General features: G+C 69.6%; 17 protein-coding genes. 5 read left to right on the top strand and 12 right to left on the bottom strand.

Annotation, left to right across the window (positions count from 1 at the left end):
- Positions 1–67: 67 nt before the first annotated feature.
- The 3 genes from BLU77_RS00315 to BLU77_RS00305 all read right to left on the bottom strand — a co-directional run bounded on the left by BLU77_RS00315 (position 68) and on the right by BLU77_RS00305 (position 2644).
- A complete protein-coding gene (locus BLU77_RS00315) occupies positions 68–553 on the bottom strand; it encodes an SRPBCC family protein (protein ID WP_089771175.1) in 486 nt (161 codons plus the stop codon).
- A gap of 1 nt (position 554) precedes the next feature.
- Entirely contained in the window at positions 555–923 is a 369-nt protein-coding gene (locus tag BLU77_RS00310; protein WP_089771174.1) for an ArsR/SmtB family transcription factor, read from the bottom strand.
- A 155-nt stretch (positions 924–1078) separates the two neighbouring features.
- Positions 1079–2644 carry a DEAD/DEAH box helicase gene (locus BLU77_RS00305; RefSeq protein WP_245708599.1) on the bottom strand — a complete coding sequence of 522 codons (1566 nt, stop codon included), beginning with the start codon at positions 2642–2644 and terminating at the stop codon, positions 1079–1081.
- Between the two features lie 295 nt (positions 2645–2939).
- On the opposite strand from BLU77_RS00305, the gene BLU77_RS00300 reads away from it, so the two are divergent.
- From BLU77_RS00300 to BLU77_RS00290, 3 genes are all read left to right on the top strand, one after another.
- Positions 2940–3908 (top strand): hypothetical protein, encoded by a 969-nt coding sequence (locus BLU77_RS00300; protein ID WP_139177485.1) that lies wholly within the window; start codon positions 2940–2942, stop codon positions 3906–3908.
- Positions 3909–4015: 107 nt separating this feature from the next.
- The gene (locus BLU77_RS00295; RefSeq protein WP_089771171.1) at positions 4016–4402 is read left to right on the top strand and encodes a hypothetical protein; all 387 of its coding nucleotides are present in this window, start codon (positions 4016–4018) and stop codon (positions 4400–4402) included.
- A gap of 60 nt (positions 4403–4462) precedes the next feature.
- Positions 4463–5050: an SGNH/GDSL hydrolase family protein gene (locus tag BLU77_RS00290; RefSeq protein WP_245708598.1), complete on the top strand. Its 588-nt coding sequence runs from the start codon at positions 4463–4465 to the stop codon at positions 5048–5050.
- A gap of 232 nt (positions 5051–5282) precedes the next feature.
- On the opposite strand, the gene BLU77_RS00285 is transcribed toward BLU77_RS00290, so the two are convergent.
- A complete protein-coding gene (locus BLU77_RS00285; protein WP_089771170.1) occupies positions 5283–7808 on the bottom strand; it encodes an ATP-dependent Clp protease ATP-binding subunit in 2526 nt (841 codons plus the stop codon).
- 129 nt (positions 7809–7937) lie between these two features.
- Here BLU77_RS00285 and BLU77_RS00280 point away from each other — a divergent pair, with 129 nt between their 5' ends.
- Positions 7938–8588 (top strand): IMPACT family protein, encoded by a 651-nt coding sequence (locus tag BLU77_RS00280; protein ID WP_089771169.1) that lies wholly within the window; start codon positions 7938–7940, stop codon positions 8586–8588.
- Between the two features lie 66 nt (positions 8589–8654).
- Complete coding sequence (locus BLU77_RS00275) at positions 8655–9884, top strand: MFS transporter (protein WP_175476878.1); 1230 nt, start codon at positions 8655–8657, stop codon at positions 9882–9884.
- A 46-nt stretch (positions 9885–9930) separates the two neighbouring features.
- Here the strand turns inward: BLU77_RS00275 and BLU77_RS00270 are convergent, their stop codons facing one another.
- The 8 genes from BLU77_RS00270 to ygfZ form a co-directional block, all read right to left on the bottom strand.
- The gene (locus BLU77_RS00270) at positions 9931–16038 is read right to left on the bottom strand and encodes a metallophosphoesterase (RefSeq protein ID WP_089771167.1); all 6108 of its coding nucleotides are present in this window, start codon (positions 16036–16038) and stop codon (positions 9931–9933) included.
- Between the two features lie 144 nt (positions 16039–16182).
- Positions 16183–16698 carry an O-acetyl-ADP-ribose deacetylase gene (locus tag BLU77_RS00265; RefSeq protein WP_089771166.1) on the bottom strand — a complete coding sequence of 172 codons (516 nt, stop codon included), beginning with the start codon at positions 16696–16698 and terminating at the stop codon, positions 16183–16185.
- 97 nt (positions 16699–16795) lie between these two features.
- Positions 16796–17218, bottom strand: coding sequence for a D-aminoacyl-tRNA deacylase (gene dtd / locus BLU77_RS00260; protein WP_089771165.1), 423 nt, complete (start codon positions 17216–17218; stop codon positions 16796–16798).
- Complete coding sequence (locus BLU77_RS00255; RefSeq protein ID WP_342741428.1) at positions 17218–18222, bottom strand: asparaginase; 1005 nt, start codon at positions 18220–18222, stop codon at positions 17218–17220. Before BLU77_RS00255 ends, dtd begins: the two co-directional genes overlap by 1 nt.
- Positions 18219–18539 carry a DUF2516 family protein gene (locus BLU77_RS00250; RefSeq protein ID WP_245708597.1) on the bottom strand — a complete coding sequence of 107 codons (321 nt, stop codon included), beginning with the start codon at positions 18537–18539 and terminating at the stop codon, positions 18219–18221. The genes BLU77_RS00255 and BLU77_RS00250 overlap by 4 nt, the downstream gene beginning before the upstream one ends.
- A 9-nt stretch (positions 18540–18548) precedes the next feature.
- On the bottom strand, positions 18549–19604 hold the full coding sequence (locus tag BLU77_RS00245) for a threonine aldolase family protein (protein WP_089771163.1): 1056 nt from the start codon (positions 19602–19604) through the stop codon (positions 18549–18551).
- Positions 19601–20764 carry an FUSC family protein gene (locus tag BLU77_RS00240; RefSeq protein WP_089771162.1) on the bottom strand — a complete coding sequence of 388 codons (1164 nt, stop codon included), beginning with the start codon at positions 20762–20764 and terminating at the stop codon, positions 19601–19603. The genes BLU77_RS00245 and BLU77_RS00240 overlap by 4 nt, the downstream gene beginning before the upstream one ends.
- A 49-nt stretch (positions 20765–20813) precedes the next feature.
- Positions 20814–21923 (bottom strand): CAF17-like 4Fe-4S cluster assembly/insertion protein YgfZ, encoded by a 1110-nt coding sequence (gene ygfZ / locus BLU77_RS00235; protein ID WP_089771161.1) that lies wholly within the window; start codon positions 21921–21923, stop codon positions 20814–20816.
- Positions 21924–21988 lie beyond the last annotated feature (65 nt).

The following is a 21988-nucleotide window of genomic DNA, read 5'->3' as shown; positions in this document are numbered from 1 at the left end:
CCCAACGGAAATCCGTCGTCGATCTGGCTAGGGGTCGCACTAGCCAGATCGACGACGGATTCTGTGATCAGGCGGCGAGCAGATCGTCGATCTGGTTGATCGCCAGGGTGGCCCCTTCTTCGACACCCATCGCGATCACCTGCTGCAACCCTTCGGCAGTCTCGTAGACGCTGGTGAAGGTGGCGCGCGTGCCTGCCTCGGTGGCCTCGAACCGGTAGACGTTCTCCGCGACTGGGGCCGTGTCGACCGGGTTGAGGTCGGCGTCGGCGAAGCCGTCGCGGAAGGTGAACGCGTGCGGTTCGTCGACGCTGATGATCTCCCACCAGCCGCCGTGCTTCTCCCCCTCCGGGCTGGTCATGTAATACGTGACTCGAGCACCCGGGGTGAGCGAGTGGTCCACGAACGTGGCGGGGTAGGTCGGCGGGCCCCAGACCTGCTCGAGCTGCCGGGGGTCGGCGTAGATGCCCCACACCCGGTCCACGGGTGCGGCGAACTCGGCCGTGATGGTCAACGTGCGGTTGTCGATGTCCTTCTGGACTCCGGTGACAGGCATGTCATTTCTCCCTCATGGTGGTGTTCCTGGTGTTCTGCTGGTCGAGTCCGGCGAGCAGGTCGTCGATGCGTCCCACCCGCCCCCGCCAGACGTCTTCGAGCTCGTCGAGCAGAGAGCCGACGGAGCGGACGACGTCGATATCGCCTGCTGCCAACGCCTCCCGCCCGACGCGTCGTTTGGTGATGAGCCCGGCACGTTCCAGGACAGCCACGTGCTTCTGCACAGCAGCAAAGCTCATCTCGTACTTCTGAGCGAGCGCACTGACCGAGTACTCCCCGGCCAGCACCCGGCGCAGGATGTCGCGCCGGGTCCGGTCGGCGAGCGCGTGGAACAGAGCATCGGCCCTGTCCTCGTCGGTGCGCTCGTCCATGAGACGAACATACAACCAATCAGTTGTAGGTTGCAAGGGGTCAGGGCAAAAAAATGAGATCCGTCGTCGATCGGGTCGTTGTCACACGACCGGATCGACGACGGATCTCGGTAAAGGTGCTGGTCAGCCGCCGTCGCGACGACCGATGGCGCGGGTCAGCGAGGGGTGCCGGGGCTGGTGGCGCGTCGCGTTCCGGCCCGACGGCGTCCCGCACCGTTGGCTCCGTCTCGGCCGCCCTGGGCGGGGGCGCCCGAGGGGCGTCCCGCCCCGGAGCGAGGGGTAGAGCTCGACCATGCCGGACCACTCGCGGGAGCAGCGCCGCCACGGCCACGACCGCGGCCACGACGAGGAGCGCCGGACCGGCCACCGGATGAGGATCCGTCCGACCGGGGCCCGTCAGAGCCACCGGAGCGCGCGCCGCCCGATCGCGAGCCACCGGAGCGGGAGCCCGAACCGTGCCGGCCGCCACCGCTCCGGCCCTTGCCGACCGGTGCCGCTGAGGGCTTGCGAGCAGCCGCTTCCGGTGCACGGTCCGGGCTCACCTTGGGTGCCACCTCGCCGACGAGCTCGCTCACGAGTGCCGGCTCGGGCGCCGTCGGGGCTGCCTTGATCTTGGCGGCACGGAGCAGCTGGCGCACATCGCCCCGCTGTTCCGGAAGCATGATCGTCACGACCGTTCCACCCGAGCCGGCGCGTGCGGTCCGACCGGAGCGGTGGAGGTAGGCCTTGTGCTCGGCGGGCGGGTCCACGTGCGCGACCAGGTCCACATCGTCCACGTGAATCCCGCGGGCGGCGATGTCGGTGGCGACCAGCACCCGGACGGCACCGCTGGAGAAGGCCTCCAGGTTGCGCTCCCGCGCCCCCTGGGAGAGGTTGCCGTGCAGGTCGACGGCGGGGATCCCACTCGCGGTGAGCTGGCGGGCCAACTTGCGCGCCTGATGCTTGGTGCGCATGAAGAACAGGCGACGGGAGGCTCCGGAGGCCAATTGCTCCACCAGGTCGCGCTTGGCACCCACGTCGGAGACCTCGAGGATGTGGTGCGTCATGGCGGTCACCGCCGAGGACGCGGGGTCCACGGAGTGGGTGAGCGGGTTGTTCAGGTATCGCTTGACGAGGATGTCCACGCCATTGTCGAGGGTGGCGGAGAACAGCATCCGGTGCCCATTCCGGGGCGTCGCGTCCAAGATGCGCTTGACCGCGGGGAGGAAGCCGAGATCGGCCATGTGGTCAGCCTCGTCCAGCACCGTGATCTCGACAGCGTCCAGGCGTAGGTGCCCCTGGCTCTTGAGGTCCTCGAGGCGGCCGGGGCAGGCGATCAGGATGTCGACGCCGCGGCGCAGCGCCTCCACCTGTTTGCCCTGGCCGACGCCACCGAAGATCACCGTGTGCCGTAGCCCGGCGGCCGCGGCGAGCGGGGCGATGGTCTCGGCGATCTGCGAGGCGAGCTCCCGGGTGGGCGCGAGCACCAGGCCGCGCGGGGATGCGGATCGTGCGGAGCGGCCCTCAGTCAGCCGGGCCACCAGCGGGAGGGTGAAGGCGAGGGTCTTGCCGGAGCCGGTACGGCCACGGCCGAGCACGTCACGTCCGGCAAGGGTGTCCCGCAGGGTGGCGGACTGGATCGGGAAGGGCTCGGTGATGCCGCGGTCGGCGAGCGAACGCACGAGCGGAGCGGGAACGCCCAGGGCGGCGAACGTCGTCGGGGCAGCAGCAGGTGAAAACACGAAAGGGACAACTCTCTGATCGGGAGGTTCACCGCAGAGACCGTCACTGTGTGCTCTCCTGGCGTCCAGCCGGGGCACTCGAAACCGCGATGTCGGGCACGCACACGGGCGCGTCCTGCGCCCAGTCTCCCCCGCCGTCGCTGCTTTCTGCGACTTTGGTGGCGAGTGTCACATCGCCCGGGGATCCGGCCAGGAGCAACGATTCACGACGGCGAAGGCTGGGACCCCGTTCACGTCGCCTTTCGTTCACCTCACCGTTGCCTGGACGGTTCTCACGCTCTCTATGCTCAGATGTATGGCTGCCCCTTCCGTTCGACCCGCCGTCGTGGTCATTGGCGCGTCTGTGCTTGCCGTGGTGATCGCTGTGGCGTTGATCATCGCGCTCGCCCTCCGCCCCCAGAACGATCTCGAGCAGCTCGCGGCCGCTGCCGCCGCCGATGAGCACGCCTACCGGGGCATCATGCTGGTGGATTTCGCCGCCGCTCGGGAAGCCACGGGCCTCGACCAGGACGCGGGGCTCGAAGAGGCGAGGCATCCCGAGGGCGTGGACCCAACCAGCGAGGAAGGCCTCGCGTACGCGCGATTCCGCAGCGCGTGGACCGTCTTCCCGCATCTCAATTTCCCCTCCGAGCAGCCGGCAGCCGACTCCATCGACCTTGGTCAGGTGTCGGCTGTTGCCGCCACGACGAGCAGGACCGTCATCCTCGTCCGCACCTCGCAAGACATTGACGAGATCGTCGCGGGTTTCTCCGAGGCCGGCTACGAGCGCGACGGCGATGCCCTCCTCCGGGTGCCGGAGGGAACCCCGCCTCCGCCAATCGGCGAGGCCTACACCGCCATCGCCTGGAGCGACGATCTCCTCGCCCTCAGCGCGGCGCCCGAGGAGGACGGCCAGGGCCTCCTGGACGGCCTCGAGCAGCACGACAGTTCTGACCTGTCGACCTGGGCCACGGGCCTGATGGACGACCAGGACGCCCCCTTCGTGATCGCGCACCCGATCGACGCCGAGAACGAGTTGGCCGCGTGCGTGTCGCGCGTCGGGGTCGCCGACCAGCTCACGGGCCAGGCTGCGTACGCACTGCAGTCCGACGACCCCGAGGGCGTCGAGGTCACCCTCACGCCGCAGGACGACTCGATCGCCTACGCCGAACCCGACGTCGGCGACGGGCAGGTCGAGGTGGACGTGGACGCCACCGGCAGCCCCACCAGCCCGGTCCTCACGTTCATGGAGACGCCGTATCCGTCGATCTGGAACTGCCGCTGACGGCCTGGACGGCTGAGTCGTCTAGCAATCTCCGCCCTGCGGACGCCCGTCGCTGTCCGATCCCGTGTCGGCAGCGCCAGGCCACGGCGGTGTGTCAGCATGGCGGCGTGTATGAACGTCCACAGTTCCCGGACCCGGACTTCACGCCCGACCCGGCCTCGATCACCCGACACCGGGGTGCGTTCTACAACCCCTGGATCAACATTCCGGTGGCTCTGCTGCTGACTTTCGGTTCCGGAGCGCTCACGCTGTACCTCGCGCACCTCCGTGCAGCGATCATCTCGAGCCCGCCGTACCCGGATCAGAGCCTCGACAGTGCCGGTGCGCTCATCGGGATCATCGCGATGGGACTGGCGACCATCGGGCTCGTCGGCGCCTCGATCTACGCCATCATCTGGTGGAGTCTGAAACGGAAGCGTCATTCCCGACGAGCAACCGATCAGCCACCCCCGCCGCCAGGGAGTCGACCCACTGGCACCCCCTGGAACCGCTGATCACCCCTGCAACAACACGCAACGTGATCGGACAGGGCTCGATCGGTAGGCTCATTGCTCGTGACGATCCTTCTGACCGGTGACTCGATCACCGACTGTGGCCGTGACCGATCCGACCTGAGCAGCCTCGGCGAGGGCTACGCCGCCCTGGTCGCTGCCGACGCCCCGGAGAAGCGGGTGATCAACACTGGCATCGGGGGCAACCGGGTGGTGGACCTGCAGGCACGGTGGGACGAGGACGTGCTCGCCCACTCCCCCGACGTGCTCTCGATCATGATCGGGATCAATGACACCTGGCGCCGGTACGACTCCGACGACCCCACGCCCACCGAGGTGTACGAGGACGGCTACCGCGAGCTGCTCACCCGCACCCGAGCGGCCGGGGTGCGGCGGATCATCCTCATCGAGCCGTTCCTGCTGCCGGTGCGCGAGGACCAGTGGGCGTGGCGGGAGGACCTGGACCCGAAGATCCAGGCGGTGCGTCGCCTCGCCGCCGAGTTCGGGGCCGAGTACCTGGCCACCGACGGCCCGCTCACCCAGACGGCCTCGCGCACCTCGCCGGAGTTCCTCGCCCACGACGGCGTGCACCCGACCCCGGCCGGGCATCGCTTCCTCGCCGACCTCTGGTTGGACAACTACCGCCGCTGACCGGACGCGTCCAGCCCCTGTCGGACACCGCCCCGGGGCGCACCGGGGGTGAGGTTGACGTCGGTTATGGCGCGATAACCGACGTCAACTTCACCCCGGGCGGGTCGGGCGTCGGTGCGGTCGGGCATCAGGCGTCGGCAGCACGAAGGCCGGCCACCCGCTCGGGTGACCGGCCTTCGTCTGGGGAGCTCCGCCGTCGGCGATCAGAGCCCGACGGCGGAACTCGCCGTGCCTACTCGCCGCTGGTTGCCGCCGGGAGCTCGGGCGATCCGCCCGCTCCCACGGCCAGGGGCTCCTTCTCGGGTTCCCGGTCCACTCCGGTGAAGGTGAACTCGCCGAGCAGCCCCTCGCCGGTGGCGTCCACCACCACGGTCTGACCGGCGCGAATCTCGCCGTAGAGGATCCGCTCGGAGAGCTGGTCCTCGATCTCGCGCTGCAGCGCACGGCGCAACGGACGAGCACCGAGCACCGGGTCGTACCCGCGCTCGGCGATGAGTTCCTTCGCCGCCGGGGTGAGCTCGAGATCCATGTCCTTGTCGGCCAGACGCACCGACAGCTTCGCCACCATGAGGTCGACAATCTGGAAGATCTCGTCCTGGGAGAGCTGCGGGAACACGATCACGTCGTCGACACGGTTGAGGAACTCGGGGCGGAAGTGCTGCTTGAGCTCCTCGTTGACCTTGACCTTCATCCGGTCGTAGTTCGTGGACAGGTCGCCACCGGCTTGGAAACCGGTGAGCAGACCCTTGGCGATGTCCCGGGTGCCGAGGTTGGTGGTCATGATGATCACCGTGTTCTTGAAGTCGATCACCCGACCCTGGGAGTCGGTCAGGCGACCGTCCTCGAGGATCTGCAGCAGCGAGTTGAAGATGTCCGCGTGGGCCTTCTCCACCTCGTCGAAGAGCACCACGGAGAACGGACGGCGCCGCACCTTCTCGGTGAGCTGTCCACCCTCTTCGTAGCCGACATATCCGGGGGGAGAACCGAACATCCGGGAGACGGTGTGCTTCTCGGAGAACTCGCTCATGTCCAGCTGGATGAGCGCGTCCTCGTCGCCGAACAGGAACTCCGCGAGCGCCTTGGCGAGCTCGGTCTTCCCGACGCCGGTGGGCCCGGCGAAGATGAACGACCCACCCGGACGCTTCGGGTCCTTCAGACCGGCGCGGGTACGCCGGATCGCCTGGGAGATCGCCTTGACTGCAGCGTTCTGGCCGACGATCCGCTTGTGCAGCTCGTCCTCCATCCGCAGCAGCCGCGAGGACTCCTCCTCGGTGAGCTTGAACACGGGGATACCGGTCGAGGCGGCGAGCACCTCGGCGATCAGCTCCTCGTCCACCTCGGCGACGTTGTCCATGTCGCCGGCCTTCCAGGCCTTCTCCTTCTCCAGGCGCGTGTTCGAGAGGGTCTTCTCCTCGTCGCGCAACCGGGCCGCCTTCTCGAAGTCCTGATCGTCGATCGCGGACTCCTTGGCGCGGCGGGTCTCGGCGATCTGGTCGTCGAGTTCGCGCAGCTCCGGCGGTGCCGTCATTCGGCGGATCCGCAGCCGGGCGCCGGCCTCGTCGATCAGGTCGATCGCCTTATCCGGCAGGAACCGGTCGTTGACGTACCGGTCGGCGAGGTTGGCGGCGGCCACGAGGGCGGCATCGGTGATGGTCACCCGGTGGTGCGCCTCGTAGCGGTCGCGGAGCCCCTTGAGGATCTCGATGGCGTGGGTGAGCGTGGGCTCGGCCACCTGGATCGGCTGGAAGCGACGCTCCAGCGCGGCATCCTTCTCGATGTGCTTGCGGTACTCGTCCAGGGTCGTGGCACCGATGGTCTGCAGCTCACCACGGGCGAGCATCGGCTTGAGGATGCTCGCGGCGTCGATGGCGCCTTCGGCGGCCCCGGCACCGACGAGGGTGTGGATCTCGTCGATGAACAGGATGATGTCACCGCGGGTACGGATCTCCTTGAGCACCTTCTTCAGGCGTTCCTCGAAGTCACCGCGGTAGCGGGAACCGGCCACCAGCGCCCCGAGGTCAAGGGTGTAGAGCTGCTTGTCCTTGAGGGTCTCGGGCACGTCACCGCGCACGATGTCCTGCGCGAGGCCTTCCACCACGGCCGTCTTACCCACGCCGGGCTCACCGATCAGGACCGGGTTGTTCTTGGTACGCCGGGAGAGCACCTGCATCACGCGCTCGACCTCGGGCTTGCGCCCGATCACCGGGTCGAGCTTGGACTCACGCGCAGCCTGGGTGAGGTTGCGGCCGAACTGGTCCAGCACGGCGGAGCCGGAGGGCGTGCCCTCGGCGGGGCCGCCGGCGGAGACGGCCTCCTTGCCCTGGTAACCGTTCAGCAACTGGATCACCTGCTGACGCACCCGGTTCAGGTCCGCACCGAGCTTGGTGAGCACCTGGGCGGCGACGCCCTCGCCCTCGCGGATCAGGCCGAGCAGGATGTGCTCGGTACCGATGTAGTTGTGGCCGAGCTGCAGTGCCTCGCGCAGCGACAGCTCGAGCACCTTCTTGGCGCGCGGGGTGAACGGGATGTGCCCGTTCGGGGCCTGCTGACCCTCACCGATGATCTCCTGCACCTGCTGGCGGACTGCTTCCAGGGAGATGTTCAGCGATTCGAGCGCTTTGGCGGCCACTCCCTCGCCCTCATGGATGAGGCCGAGCAGGATGTGCTCGGTACCGATGTAGTTGTGGTTGAGCATCCGTGCCTCTTCTTGGGCAAGGACGACGACCCGACGGGCTCGGTCGGTAAATCTCTCGAACATCTCGTGCTCCTCACTGGCAACAAGGCCGCGAGTAGGGCGGTCTTGGCGGTGTGTCATCCAGGCTAACGGTGGCGGACCCGCGTTCATGCCCCTGTTCGCCAGCGGCAGAGAGAGCGAGAGGATGGACCGGTGACTGACCTGACTGTGCGCGGTGGCCCCGGCGCTGTGGTGCGCGCCGAGATCGAGGTGAAGCGCTCCCGCTTCCTGTGCCGGCTCGTCAGGGTGACCGACGAGGAGGAGGCGAGGGACGCCGTCGAGCAGGCACGCAAAGAGCACTGGAGCGCCCGGCACCACTGCTCCGCGTTCGTGCTCGGCCCCGCCGGCGAGCCGGACCAGGTGCGGCGCTCCAACGATGACGGCGAACCGTCCGGCACCGCCGGCGCGCCGATGCTCGAGGTACTCACCGGACGCGGCCTGGTCGACTGCGTGGCCGTGGTGAGCCGATACTTCGGCGGGGTGCTGCTCGGCGCGGGTGGGCTGGTGCGCGCCTACTCCGACGCCGTCACCGCCGCCACCGACGCCGCACACCTGGTGGCCCGGCAGCGCCGCGAGCTGTTGACCGTGGACCTCCCGCACGCCGACGCCGGCCGGGTGGAGGCCGAACTGCGGAAGCAGGGGGTCACGGTGCTGGGTACCGACTACCACCGGCAGGCACGGCTGCACCTCGCGTGCACCCCCGACGGCGTAGGTCACTTGCGTGGGAGCGTCGCCGCTGTGACCGGTGGCTCTGCTGAGCTGGTCTCCCGAGGGGTGGAGTGGGTGGACGTCGAACTGTCCTGACGCCCTACGATGGGGCGTCCACGGCTCCCAGCGTCGGTAGCACCCCCGATCCACGGGAAGCACCCCATGCCGGCAACTCCTCCCCCATCTCCCGTTCCGCTCGCCGGCAGAAGCCTGTCGCTGGCGCTGCTGGCGATGGCCATCGGCGGGTTCACCATCGGCACCACCGAGTTCGCCAGCATGGGCCTGCTCCCGCAGATCGCCGTCGGTTTGGCCGTCACCGTGCCGGAGGCGGGCCATCTGATCTCCGCCTACGCGCTCGGGGTGGTAGTGGGCGCCCCGATGATCGTGGTGGCCGCCGCCCGGCTCGAGCGCAAACGGCTGCTGGTGCTGCTGGCATGCGCGATCGCCCTCGGAAATGCACTGTCCGCGGTGGCGCCCGGTTTCGCGTCCATGACCGCGGCCCGGTTTCTCGCCGGGCTCCCGCACGGGGCGTACTTCGGGGTCGCGGCGCTGATCGCCGCCACCCTGGCCGGCCCGGCCCGTCGGGGCCGCGCCGTCTCCCTGGTGATGCTCGGGCTGACCATCGCCACGATGGTTGGCGTGCCGTTGGCCACGATCCTCGGTCAGCTCGTCGGGTGGCGCTCCACCTACGGATTCGTGGTGCTCACCGCGCTGGTCACGGTGGTGGCCGTGTGGCGGTGGGTGCCGGCGCTGCCCCGCCCTGGCGTGGCCGCCTCGGCACGGTCGGAGCTCCGGGCGTTCCGGCACGGGCAGGTCTGGTTCGCCCTCGGCATCGGGGCGGTCGGCTTCGGCGGGATGTTCGCCGTCTACAGCTACATCGGCGAGATCGTGCCCGAGGTGTTCGGGCTCTCGATGGCAGGGGTGCCCGTGGCGCTGGCGGTGTTCGGCATCGGGATGACGGTGGGCAACTTGGTGGCCGGGCGGCTGTCCGACTGGAACGTGATGGGCACGGTAGTGCTCGGACTGATCGGCATGGCGGCGCTGCTGGCAGTGTTCGCACTGACCGCCGAGATGCTCACGGATGAGGTACCGGTGGTGGGGATGGTCGGGCTGTTCCTGATCGCCTCGATCTCACAGTTCCTCGGCCCGTCGTTGCAGACCAGGCTGCTGGACGCCTCCCCGGACGCACCGTCCCTGGCCGCCGCCCTGCACCACTCGGCCCTGAACATCGGCAACGCCACGGGTGCGTGGATCGGCGGTGCGGTGATCGCCGCCGGGTTCGGGTACCTGGCGCCCGCCTGGGCCGGGGCGGTGCTGGCGGTGGCCGGGCTGGTCGTGACCGGGGCTGCGATCCTTGCCGAGCAGCGGGCACGGGAGCGGGCGCTGATCTGAGCGGCGATCCATCCCGACCAGCAGGCGGATGGATCGCCGCGAGAACTCAGTCGGCGTCCAGTCGAGCGACATAGGGGGTGGACCCGGTGGACGTGCCCGCCACGATCCAGAAGCCGCTCCCACGGCCCGGGGCCGGTAGGGCGATCTGCACCGTGGCGTCTCCTGAATCGTCCGCCGTGGCCTCGTTGAGGAAGACGATGTCCTGAGCTGAGGGTCGGCGAGCGTCCGCAGGGCTCGCGACGATGAAGAGGCCGATCTGCTCGCCGGCAGCGTCGGCGCCCGCGTGCAGGGTCACCGTCGTCACTCCGTCCTGCCCACTGACAGCCTCGTGGTCAATCTGCCGTCCGGGTCCGCCCGGGCGATCCCGGTCAGTGGCGACTGGTCCCACGGACCGGGCGCTCATGACCGGCGGTCCAGTGATCGGAGCGGTGTCGACCGGCGCACCGACGACCTGGGCCGTCTCCGGCGCGGCACCGCCGAGCACCGGACGCTGGACGCTTTCGTCCCAGGCCCAGACCGTCTCGAGGTCCCACCCCAGTGCGGTGGACCAGGTGGAGGCGGATTCCACCTCCGCTGCCGTCAGGGTCTGTCCGTTCAGCGTCGTCGGCCCTTGGTCGGTGTTGCTCTGCGTCGCGGCAACCAGGGTCTCCACGGCATGGTTGCCGTCGAGCGTCGCGGTCTGACCGGACGCAGAACGAGCAACGACCCGCTGCGCGTACGCCCCCGCCGTCACCGTGGGGTTGAGCGCAACGCTCGAGCGCACGACGGTCTCGCTGTCCCGTGCATACCCGGTGATGCCACCGGCTGTCGTGCCCGTCGCTTCGACCACCCCTGTCGCAAGCACCCGCTCGGTCAGACTCGGGCTGTCTGCGACGCCGATGATCCCGCCCGCGTAGTTGGTCACCGTCGCGGTCACGTCTGCCGTCGAGTACGAGTCGCGGATCGTCCCGAACGACGTCCCGGCGATCCCGCCCACTCGGGACGGGCCCGCCACGGATCCGTCGGTGTGCACCCGCTCGAGCGTCCCCCGGTGGACGTTCACCAGGATCCCGGCGTCGCTGGACGCGCTCGTCACCGTTCCGGTGATACCGAGGTCGTGGACGACCCCCTCTGCACCGATCGATCGGAACAGGCCGCCGGAGTCCGAGGTGAAGCCCGTCAGCACGTGCCCTGCACCGTCGAGGTCACCGGTGAACGGTGCGATCACGCCCAGCTGCGGGCCGTCGATACCGGTCACGTCGAGGTCCGCGGTCAGCCGGTAGCGCTCCGTCGGCCATTCCGCGACTTCCTCGAGGTCGGCAGCGTTACTGAGCAGGTAGACGCCCTCGGCGTCCTGTTCCAGCGCCGGACCCTCGGGCTCGGTCGGGCCGGAGGTCACGTCCTCGACCGCCGAGCGCAGAATCGGTCGCTGCGCGGCCGAGCTCCACTGCCACACCGCGTCGAAGTCCCAACTCAGGTCGTCCTCCCAGGTCGTCCGGGACTGAGCGTCCTGGACGGATCGTGTCTCGCCGTTCAGCGTCGCCGATCCGGTCGCCGCGTCGCTCTGCACCGCCGGAACAAGGGTCTCCACCGCGTAGTTGTTCGCCAACGTGGGGGTCTCACCCGAGCGGGTGCGCGCAACGACGCGCTGTGCATAGGCGGACGCCGTGACCGACGGATTGAGGGCGAGGTTGTCCCGCACCACCGTGCCTGCGTAGGAGTACCCCGCGATACCGCCCGCGGACTGGTCACCGACCGTATGGACAGCCCCCATCGCATAGGTGCGTTCGATGCTGCTGCCGGCACGTGGGACGGCCGCGATGCCGCCGGAGTAGCGGCCGCCGGATGCCGTGACATCGGCGAGGGAGTAGCTGTCGGCGATCAGCCCACTGTGACTGCCGACCATCCCGGCCACGTAACTCGCCCCCTGCACAGAACCGGAGGTGAAGACGCGTTCGATCCGGCTCTCCGCCGTCGACTCGTTGGCGACGATGCCGACCATCCGCTCCTCGCTCACGATGGCTGCGTCAACGAGCGCGAGGTCGTGCACGGAACCGGCCAGGACACCGAAGAGTCCACCGGTGGAGGAGCTCAGCCCGCTGATCGTGTGCCCGGCGCCATCCAAGGTCCCGGTGAAGGCAGCCGTCCCCGCGCTCGGGGGTGTGGCGCCAGTGAGGTCGAGATCGGCGGCGAGCACGTAGTCGTACTCCGGGAACTGTCCGATCTGCTCCAGGTCCGCCACGTCGTCGACGATGTGCGCGCCGTCGTCGTCCTGCGGCAGGTCCGGGAGCGGAACGGGTGGCACGTCCTCCGGGGCTGCACGCAGGATCGGCCGTCGACCATCGCCGCTCCAGCCCCACACGGTGGCGAAGTCCCAGCCGAGGCCCTCGAAGAACGCCTGGGTGCGAACCTGAGGAACACTCACGACGGCGCCCTTCCAGTTGTCCGCGGCAGGCGGCTCGCTCAGACTCTCCCCACTCACCGGGACGGCTGCGCTCACGTAGTTGTCCGCCAGCAGGGCCACCTGCCCGCTGCCGACCCTGCCGATCACTGCGTGCGCATAGCTCGGCGCGGACACCAGTGAGTTCAGCGAGACGACGTGCTGGACTGCTGTCTCCTCGTAGCCGTAGCTCACCACGCCACCCGCGTTCCGGGTGTCGGCAACGACGGCGCCAGTGGCCAGCACGTTCGCCGTGACCGACCCGCTTCGGGCGATGCCGACGGTGCCGCCCGCATACAGGCCGGTGGCCCGGACGTCTGCCGTGGAGTAGCTGTCCACGACGGTGCCGTGATGGTCGCCGACGATCCCGCCGACACGCGAGGAAGCGGTCAAGGTCCCCGCCGTACGGACCTGTTCGATCGTGCCGTGGTTGACATCGGCGAGGAGACCGGCGTTCGTCACCTCGGCGGTCACCTCACCATGGACGACCAGGCCGCGGATCGTGCCGTGGTTGTCGGCGAACAGGCCCACGCCCTCCCCCGGTGGCGCTGTGTAGCCGCTGATCGTGTGCCCCCCGCCGTCGAACACCCCGGTGAACGTCACCAGGCGACCGAGCTGGGACATGGCCACGTCAGTGAGGTCGATGTCGGTGGTGAGGAGGTACTCACCGGCGGGGTCGTGGGCGATCTTCGGCAGATCGGCGGCGCTCTGGAGGAGGTACGGGTCCTCTGCCGTCCCACCGCCGTCCAGGCCTTCACGCACGGTCACCGCCGGGATCAACGGCGCTGCGGAGGCAAGACTGTCCCAGACGAACAGGCGCACCGTCTCGCTGGGCTCGACCGGTAGCGGGCTGTCGAAGGTGACGAACTGCTCGCGGCCCCGGTGGTCCAGTGCGACGTCGACCGTGCGCAGATCCACCATCTGCTCCTGGTCGCGGTCATAGGTCGCAGCGGCGACGGTGAGACCGTCCGGGCTTCCGGCGTAACTGAGGAGTCCCACCCCCTCCATCTGGCGATCGACGATGTCGGTCGAGGTGACCTGCCAGTGGTCCGTCGGTTTGGTCACGGTGAAGGTGTCCACGGTCCGACCGTCGAGGGTGTACGCGGTCATCTGCAGGCCCGCGTCGGTGACCTCCAGCACACTGCCCATCTGCGTGTCTTCGTCGAAGACCACGTCGTCCCACCACTGCTCCGCGTTGTCGCGGAACTTGGGACCGGCCGATCCCATGGTCACCACCGTGGTGCCGAGGGCCTCCTCCTCAGGCGTCTCGGCGAGCCGGTCGTCGTAGATGGTGGACCGCTTGTACACGTGGTCGTGCGCCCCGATGTAGAGGTCGACCCCCAGTGTCTCGAGCGCAGCGGTGATCTTGGGGCGGTCGGCCGCGAGCGCGGCATCCTCGGCGTGGTAGCCGCCGTAGTAGGAGTAGTGGCCGACCACCACGTTCCAGTCCTGCGTCGATGAACGGATGTCCTCGGTCAGCCACGCGAGCTGGGCATCGATCCCCGCGGTCGAGTTGAGCACGGCGAAGTGGATATCGCCGCGGTCGAACGAGTAGTTGCTCTCCCCGATCGCCCCACCCTCGGGCAGGTCGTACATGTTCGAGAAGATCGCCGTCCGCTCGGCGGTCTGGGAGTTGTAGTCGGGGTCGCCGTAGGTCTCATGGTTCCCGGCGACCGGGGCCACCTGGAGGTCGAGCCCGTCGTAGACGTGCTCGAAGACCTCGTCCCAGTACTGTCCACGACCACCGTTGTCCACCAGGTCGCCGGTCTGCAGCACAGTTCCGCCGCCGGGCACCTCGGTCTGCAGGCGGTCGAGCACATCACGCAGCAGTCCGAGCTCGTCGGTGTCATGGGAGTTGACCTGCAGGTCGCCGACGACGTAGACGGGTTCGTTCTGACCGCCCGCGGCGACGAACTCGCCCTGGACCTCTGTCCAGGCGGACTCGTGGCTCGCCTCGGGAGCGGCGCCGTCCACTGCGACACCGAACCGGTAGACATAACGCTCGCCGTGCTCCAGCCCGGTCACGCCGAACTCGTGGCTGCGCAGCGTCTGCCCGGTGATGGAGTGCTGGTACACCGGCTCCTCGTTGCCGATCGTGTTCACCTCGTACGGGCGGTCGTTCGTCGAGGTCAGCACCTCGGCGCCCGACCAGTCCGCTCCCGCCGGGACGACCTGGGCGTACACCTCCTCGATGCTCCGGTCGGTCGAGACCGCGATCCCGGTGCCTCCTGGCTGATCGGACACGGCCGCGGTACTGCCGAAGTACTGGAACACCCCGTCTGGATCGAGCACCTCGGTGTCGATCGTGATCCGCAGCAGTTCGGCGTTGATGTTCCCGGTCGCGTCTTCCGCCTTCACCACCACGAAGTGGTCGTCGTAGCTGCGCACCTGGAACGAGCCGTCGGTCACCGGGACCTCACCGGCTGCGTCGTACACCTCGAAGCTGACCGTGGGTGTCTCACCCGAGTCGTCGGTCGCGGTAGCTGCAGGCAGCGCGATCTCCTGGCCGTACACGGCATGGTCCGCGACGTCCCCGGCGATGGTGATCACTGGGGCGTAGTTGGCCCCGCGGGTTGTCTCACCCACCCAGATCGGTGCCGAGACCACGAAATCGCCGTCAGCCTGGTCGGCACGGACGTAGTAGAAGTCACCATCGGCGAGCGCGAGGTCGACGGACAGCTCGAGGGTGTTCCCGCTGACGTCGTCGAAACTATGGGCGACCTCGCCCCCGTTGGTGAGCAGCTGGACCGAGGTGAACGCTTCACCGGCGTCCGGTTCCGTGAGACGGACGTCGAAAGTCGTCGAAGTCGTCCCAGCCGGGAGGACGGAGCCCATGATGGCGTCTCCGGCCCCGAAAGCGAGGACGGTGTTGACGTCCTGCGTCGAGTAGACGCTGCGGTCCTGCATGGCGGCGTACAGCCCGTCCAGAGATTGTTCCCTCGCCCAGATGCCGGTGATCGACTCGCTCGAGGTCACCCAGTTGGCGGAGTGCTCGTCTCCGTTCCACACCGGTCCGAGGTGCCAGCCGGTGTCCAGGGCGCTCTGGAACTCGGCGAACTGCGCCTCGTCCCGGACCTCGATGAGCTCGATGCGTTCGTCGACGACCGGGTCCAGGCCGTTGAAGTCGAAGAAGTTCCCCTTGCCCGTGGACCGGGGGTGGTTGAACTGCGCGATCGCGTCCGGGTCCAGCTTGAGGCGGGCGAAGAAGGTGTACATGTCGTACTTCAGGTCACCAGTGCCGAAGCTGTTGCCGAAGCCGTCGTTGCTGCCCTGCTCCGTCGCACGAGCCGTGGCGTGCCAGTCGGTGTTGAACACGTTGATGTGGCCGGTGCCGTCGTACCAGGTGTTCTCGATCGACGGTACGGCCACGAGGTCGTCCTGGCTGGCGTTGTACGCCTCGGCCTGCTCGTGCACCCACCGCCATTCCTCGGAGTCCGCGTCCCGCCAGTCGTCGATGAAGTCGTCACCGTTGCGGATGTCCCACATCACGTCGTGCTCGCTCACGGCAAAGAAGTCCGCCTCGGTCTCCGCGGCGACATGGTCGAATGCATCCGGGGGCAGGTGCACACCGTCACTCACCGACGTGTGGGAGTGGAACTCGCCGGTGAAGAGCTCGCGGTCCAGGTAGGCAGGACGGTCGGGCTCCTCCGCCGCTGCGGGTTGAGCGAGCGGCTGGAGACCAGCCATCCCGATCAGGCACCCGAGTGCAATCGCGGACGTCATTCGTCGACCCATCGGGACCTCCTGGAGGCCCGACCCTGGGCCATGGAATTGATTTACCTTCGCCCGACTCTATTGGGTCTTTCTTTACGCGACAAGGGGTCCGGGCACAGGTGCCCGACCTTTCATCTAGCGTTCAACCGGCAGTACCTCAACCGTTCATGCGATGTCCACACGCCGATCGAAAACCGCCTTCGCGTCGCTGCTGAACAGGACGAACCGCACCAGCTCCACTGAGCGCGCCGGAAAGCCGGACACGGCCTGAACGGCGATCCGGGCGACATCGCTCATCGCCCACCCGTAGACGCCGCCGCTCACCGCCGGGAACGCCACCGATGCCGCGCTGAGTTCCTCAGCCACCCGCAGACTTTCGATGAAGCAGGAGGCAAGCAGGGCCGGATCGGTCTGCCCGGCATTCGCGTTGGGTCCGACCGTGTGGATCACCCACCGGGCCGGCAGCTCGCCGGCGCCGGTCGCCACTGCCTGTCCCACCGGAAGCCCGTCCGGCAGGTCACCCGCGCGCAGCGCCCGGCACTCCTGCAGCAGTTCCGGCCCGGCAGCGCGATGGATCGCCCCGTCCACACCACCACCACCGAGCAGGCTGGAGTTGGCCGCATTCACGACGGCGTCCACCGCCTGGGTGGTGATGTCACCGACGATGGCCTCGAGTCGCATCCTTCTACTCTGCCACCACTGTCCGAAGTGACGGTCATACGTCAGCGTCCGCACCAGGGGCGCCTACCGCGACGTATCCCCGTCGTCCGGGGCGGTGCTACGCCTCCACCAGCACCGTCACCGGCCCGTCACCCGCAAGGTCCACAGCCATGTCCGCGCCGAACACCCCCGTCGCCACCGCGATTCCCCGCTCGCGCAGGTCGGCCACCACCGCCGCCACCAACGGTTCGGCCACGGGGCCGGGAGCAGCCGCGGTCCAGGACGGGCGCCGTCCCTTCTTCGTGGACCCGTACAGCGTGAACTGACTGACCACGAGCACCTCTGCCCCGGCGTCAGTCACCGACCGTTCTTCGCGCAGGATCCGCAACTCGGCGATCTTGCGTGCCACCGTCGCCGCCTGCGCGGGTGTGTCCTCGTGGGTCACGCCCACCAGGGCCACCAGACCAGCACCGATCGACCCGACCACTGCTCCGTCCACGGTCACCGACGCCCGGGTGACCCGCTGCAGCACCGCGCGCATCAGCCGTGCACGCCGGCCCCGGTGACCGCCGGTGCGTCCGGGCCGAACGCGGCCAGCACGGCACCCACCGGCTGCCCGTGACCGAGCACCGGCACCTGCGCCCAGGGCCAGTCCCCGTCGGCCCCCAGCAGACGCAACCCCGCGGCCAGCACGGTCGGGCGAGGGCGAGCGGCACCGTCGGAGACCTTGAAAGCCACCGTTGCGCCGTCGGGCAGGGCGGCCGCGTGCACACCATCGGCACCTCCCTTGATGATCAGGCCGGGCACGCTGCGCATCGCCTCGGTGTCCTCGCGGCCGGTACCGGCCACCAGGAACGGGTCGGCACGCATCGCCTCGGCCACCCGGTGCTCCGGGGTGCCGTCGGCTGCGGTGGCCAGGCGGGCGAACCCGCGCGCCAGCCCACGCACCGTGGATGACGGCTGCGCCGCCCCGCACCCGTCGACCGCCACGTGCCGCACCGGCTCACCGGTGAGCTCGGCGACGGTCTCCACCAGGTGCCGTTGCAGCGGGTGGTCGGCGCCGCGATAGCCGTCGATAGGCCACCCGGCGGCCACGCAGGTGGAGAGCATCGCCGCGTGCTTGCCGGAACAGTTCTGGGTGAGCGGCGCCGCATCGTTCCCCTCGGCGCGCCAGGCCGCGGCCGCGGAGGGCTCCAGCGGCAGGTCGGGCGTGTTGTCCAGGTCCGCCGCGGTCAGCCCCACCGAGTCGAGGATGCTCAGCGCCACCTCCCGGTGCCGCAACTCACCGTTGTGCGAGGCGCAGGCGAGGGCGAGCTGGGCGTCGTCCAGCCGTACCCCAGCACGCAGCATTCCGACGGCCTGCAACGGTTTCAGCGAGGAGCGAGCGTAGATCTCCTGGTCCGGGTCACCACGGCGCAGCACCTCGGCACCGTCAGCAGATCGCACCAGCAGGTGGCCGGCGTGCACCGATTCGACCAGCGTCCCGCGGATCACCCACGCCAGCACCTCACCGGCGGCCGGAGCCCGGAACATGGACGCTGTCACCACCGGCTCCCGCCGGACCCGCCCCCGTAGGACCGCACCGCGGGGCGCACATCCGCCAGGTACACCCCGGCCGGCACCCCACCGAGCAGCATCAGGAACAGCACGCCACCACCCCCACCACTGGGGACGGCGAGGAACGTCAGCAGTGTCGCCAGCCCGGTCACCGCGAGCCAGAATCCCTTGGTGCGCTTGTCCGCACTCAGGTAGGCCTGCGCCGGCCGCACGGCAGCATCGATCAGCGCCCACAGCGCCAACGCGAACGCGGCGAGCGCGAGAATGAGGAAGAGGTACCCCTGGATGAGTCCGATCACCTGCACGGCACGAGCCTACGCGAGCGCGCCCACCGCCGCGGCCAGCTCGTCCACATCAGCCGGCCGGGTGTCCCACGAACACATCCACCGCACCTCCACCCGGTCCGGCCGATCACCGGGGGCCCAGTCGTAGAAGTGCTGGCCGTGCTCATTGCGCAGTCGCTCGGCCAGGCGCCGCGACACCTCGGCGAAGACCACGTTCGCCTCGGTGGGCTGGGTCAGCCGCACCTGCCCGACGGCGACCATCGCCTCCCGCAGGCGTCTCGCCATCGCGTTCGCATGCCGGGCGTTGCGCCACCAGAGCGGCTCCCCTGCTCCCGCCGGGTCCGTCAGGAGTGCCAACAGCTGGGCCGAGATGTAGCGCTGCTTGGATGCCAGCTGCATGGCTGCCTTGCGCACGAACTCCATCCCGTGGACCGCCTCGGGGTTCAGCACGATCACCGACTCCGCGATCGCCGCACCGTTCTTGGTGCCGCCGAAGGAGAGCACGTCTACCCCCACATCCGTGGTGATCGCGCGCAGGGAGCACCCCAATGAGGCGGCCGCGTTCGCCAGCCGTGCCCCGTCCAGGTGCACGGCTATCCCGACGGCGTGGGCCGCCTCGGCCACCGAGCGGACCTGGTCCGGGGTGTAGACGGTGCCGAGCTCGGTGGCCTGGGTGAGGGAGACCGCCAGCGGCTGGGCACGGTGGATGTCGCCGAGGTCGCCGGCACAGGCGCGCACGGCGTCGGCGGTGAGCCGGGCGTCCGGGGCTGCCACAGGTAGCACCTTGATCCCGCCGACCCGCTCCGGCGCCCCGTTCTCATCGGTGTGCAGGTGCGCGTGCTCGGTGGCGATCACCGCACCCCAGCGGGGCAGCATCGCCGAGAGTGCCACCACGTTCGCGCCGGTGCCGGTGAGCACCGGGTACACCTGGGCCTGCTCACCGAAGGTGCCGCGGACCACCTCGGTGAGGGACGCCGTCGTGGGATCGGCGCCGTAGGCGCCGGCCGGTTCGGCCGGCAGGTTCGCGAGGGCGCTGAGCACCTCCGGGTGCATGGCGGCGTAGTTGTCCGAGGCGAACTGGCTCACCCGAGCAGCGTAGGCGAATCGGTGTCCCCCTCATCCCGGGCATCCACCGCGGCCAGCTCCCTGCGTGCCTGCTCACCCGACATCCCGGTGAGCTGGAGCAGGTCCACCACGAGCGAGCGCATCAGCACCACCAGCGTCTGCGCCGGCCAGCCGGTGAACGAGGGCGGGTCGAGCTCGCCCGCCACATCGAGGAGCTGGCGGCGCAGTCCGCTCGGGTCGGAGTCGGAGCCCAGGGCGGCGGCGAGGTCGTCGGCGGACTCGGAGAGGCGCTGCACCAGGCGGCTGACCCGCTCCTGGCTGGTCTTGCCCTGAGTCGCGGACCAGGCGCGGCGGGCGATCACTCGGGTGTTGCGCATCGCCCGGTCGCACAGGGTGGCTGCGCGTTGCAGGCGGAGCAGCTCGCCGTCGTGCTTGAGCCGGGACGGGGTGAACCGGGTGGCCGCGAGCGCGCCCTGAACCAGAGAGCTCCACTCGTCGATCACCCCTTGGGAGCCCCGGGCCCTGGTCAGGGCGTCGTCGACGATCTCTTCGTCGCCCTCGCGCATGCCACGGGCCACGTCGGCGAGGGTGAGCGCGATTTCGGTGAGACCGGACGAGGCCAGCACCCGGACCCGGCGGCGCACGTCCACCGGGAGCAGTGCGGCCACCAGCAGCGCCACCGCCCCACCGATCAAGGCGTCCAGCCATCGGCCCACGCCGTCGCCGCCGAGAGTGGCTGGCAGTGCCACCACGACCACCGCCTGCACCCCAGCCTGCATGGCGAACATCGCGGCACCGTCGATGAGGCGGGCGATTGCCACCGCCATCGCGAGCACCACCGCGATCTGCACTGGTCCGGAGCCGATCAGGGCACCCACGAGCTCCCCGAGAGCCACGCCAACCGTGACGCCGAGGGCCAGTTCGGCGACCTTGCGCGGGTGCCGATCGGCGCTGAAGCCGAGGGAGATCCAGGCTGCGATCGCGGCGAACACCGGGATCTCGTGCCCGACCAACCAGTAGGCGATGCCGTACGCGACGCCCGCGGCAAGCGCACCGGTGAGGATCGGCCAGGCGTCACCGCGCAGCCTGCGCCAGCCACGCCGCACCCGCCCGGAGAGCAGCAACCGCGCCGCACGCACTCCGCGGGGCGGTGGGGCCCCTCCGGCCGGGCGTGTGGTCACCTGGCTGAGCCTAGTGGTCGGCCAGGCGCGTGGCCCCCGACCTGGATCGCTAGAGGGTGCGGCGGCGCAGTGCCGGTCCCTGCGACGGCTCGGGGCGGCCGGTCCCCATGCCGTCGGGGCTGACGACGATCTCCTGGGCGGCGGCGATCCCGGCGACGGTGAGTGGGGCATCTGCCGCCAGGTTCCGCTTCACCATCGCGAGCGCGACCGGGCCGAGCTCGTGGTGGCGCACCACGGAGGTCACCCGGCCGACGACGCGCTCACCGGAGTGCACCTCTTCCCCGGGCTCGGGGGTGACGTGCTCGCTGCCGTCCAGGTGCAGCAGCACCAGGCGCCGTGGCGGGCGTCCCATGTTGAACACCCGAGCGATGGTCTCCTGGCCGCGGTAACAGCCCTTTTCCAGGTGGACGGCGGTGCGCAGCCAGTCGAGCTCGTGCGGGATCGTACGCTCGTCCACTTCGCGTGCCAGCCGGGGCCGCCACGCGGAAACCCGCATCGCTTCCCACGCCCAGGCGCCCGCGAGTCGAGCCCCGGCGGCCTCGGCCGCGGTGACCACCTCGGTCAGGTGGTCCCGCTGCACGAGGGTGAGCCGGGCGCGCCACTGCGTGCCCGGGTGGTCGGCATCGGGGTGGCCGTACCGGGTGGATCCGGGGGCGGTGTCCGGCCACGGGTCGGTCCAGGTCAGTGCCGGGCGGCTGCCCTCGGGGGCGAGGCCGCGCAGGTCCGGGCCGGCGGCGCTGGTGCCGAGCACGGCGGTGTCCGGCTGCTGCGCCACCTCCACGCGGAGCATGAAGCGCATCGAGTCGAGGAAGGCCGCCAGCGGCTCAGCGGCCTGGCGCTCGGTGATCAGCCAGGCGCTCTCACCGTCGTCGAGCACGGCGGCCGCGTGCTCGATGCGCCCGTTCGGGTCGAGCAGCAGCAGTTCGGTGCTGCCGCCGGGCACCAGGTCGGTGATCACTTGGGAGGAGAGGGTGTTCAGCCACGTGAGCCGATCCGGGCCAGTCACCGTCACGGCGACGAGGGGGAGGTCGACCACGCCGATGCCACGCTCCAGGGCACGCTGCTCGGTGACCGGGTGCCCATAGTGAGCGGCCACCCCGTCGTCGGGGCCGGTGGCCGCGACCGCGCCGGGGCGGGTGAGCAAAATAGATGGGCTCATGGACACCTCAACACTCCCTGCATCGTGGTGATTCCAGGATCTCGGAAGAATCGACTGTCCTGAGC

The sequence above is a fragment of the Ruania alba genome, from assembly GCF_900105765.1.
GTDB classification, from domain to species: Bacteria; Actinomycetota; Actinomycetes; order Actinomycetales; family Beutenbergiaceae; genus Ruania; species Ruania alba.
The sequence above is the reverse complement of the archived record's forward strand: the minus strand, read 5'-3'. Positions and strand labels throughout refer to the sequence as shown.

Excerpts from the sequence above, each read along its gene's own strand:
- ygfZ (WP_089771161.1), bottom strand. The coding sequence starts at position 21,923 with ATGAGCCCATCTATTTTGCTCACCCGCCCCGGCGCGGTCGCGGCCACC.
- BLU77_RS00270 (WP_089771167.1), bottom strand. The coding sequence starts at position 16,038 with ATGGGTCGACGAATGACGTCCGCGATTGCACTCGGGTGCCTGATCGGG.
- dtd (WP_089771165.1), bottom strand. The coding sequence starts at position 17,218 with ATGCGCGCGGTGCTGCAGCGGGTCACCCGGGCGTCGGTGACCGTGGAC.
- BLU77_RS00285 (WP_089771170.1), bottom strand. The coding sequence starts at position 7,808 with ATGTTCGAGAGATTTACCGACCGAGCCCGTCGGGTCGTCGTCCTTGCC.
- BLU77_RS00315 (WP_089771175.1), bottom strand. The coding sequence starts at position 553 with ATGCCTGTCACCGGAGTCCAGAAGGACATCGACAACCGCACGTTGACC.
- BLU77_RS00310 (WP_089771174.1), bottom strand. The coding sequence starts at position 923 with ATGGACGAGCGCACCGACGAGGACAGGGCCGATGCTCTGTTCCACGCG.
- BLU77_RS00300 (WP_139177485.1), top strand. The coding sequence starts at position 2,940 with ATGGCTGCCCCTTCCGTTCGACCCGCCGTCGTGGTCATTGGCGCGTCT.
- BLU77_RS00275 (WP_175476878.1), top strand. The coding sequence starts at position 8,655 with ATGCCGGCAACTCCTCCCCCATCTCCCGTTCCGCTCGCCGGCAGAAGC.
- BLU77_RS00265 (WP_089771166.1), bottom strand. The coding sequence starts at position 16,698 with ATGCGACTCGAGGCCATCGTCGGTGACATCACCACCCAGGCGGTGGAC.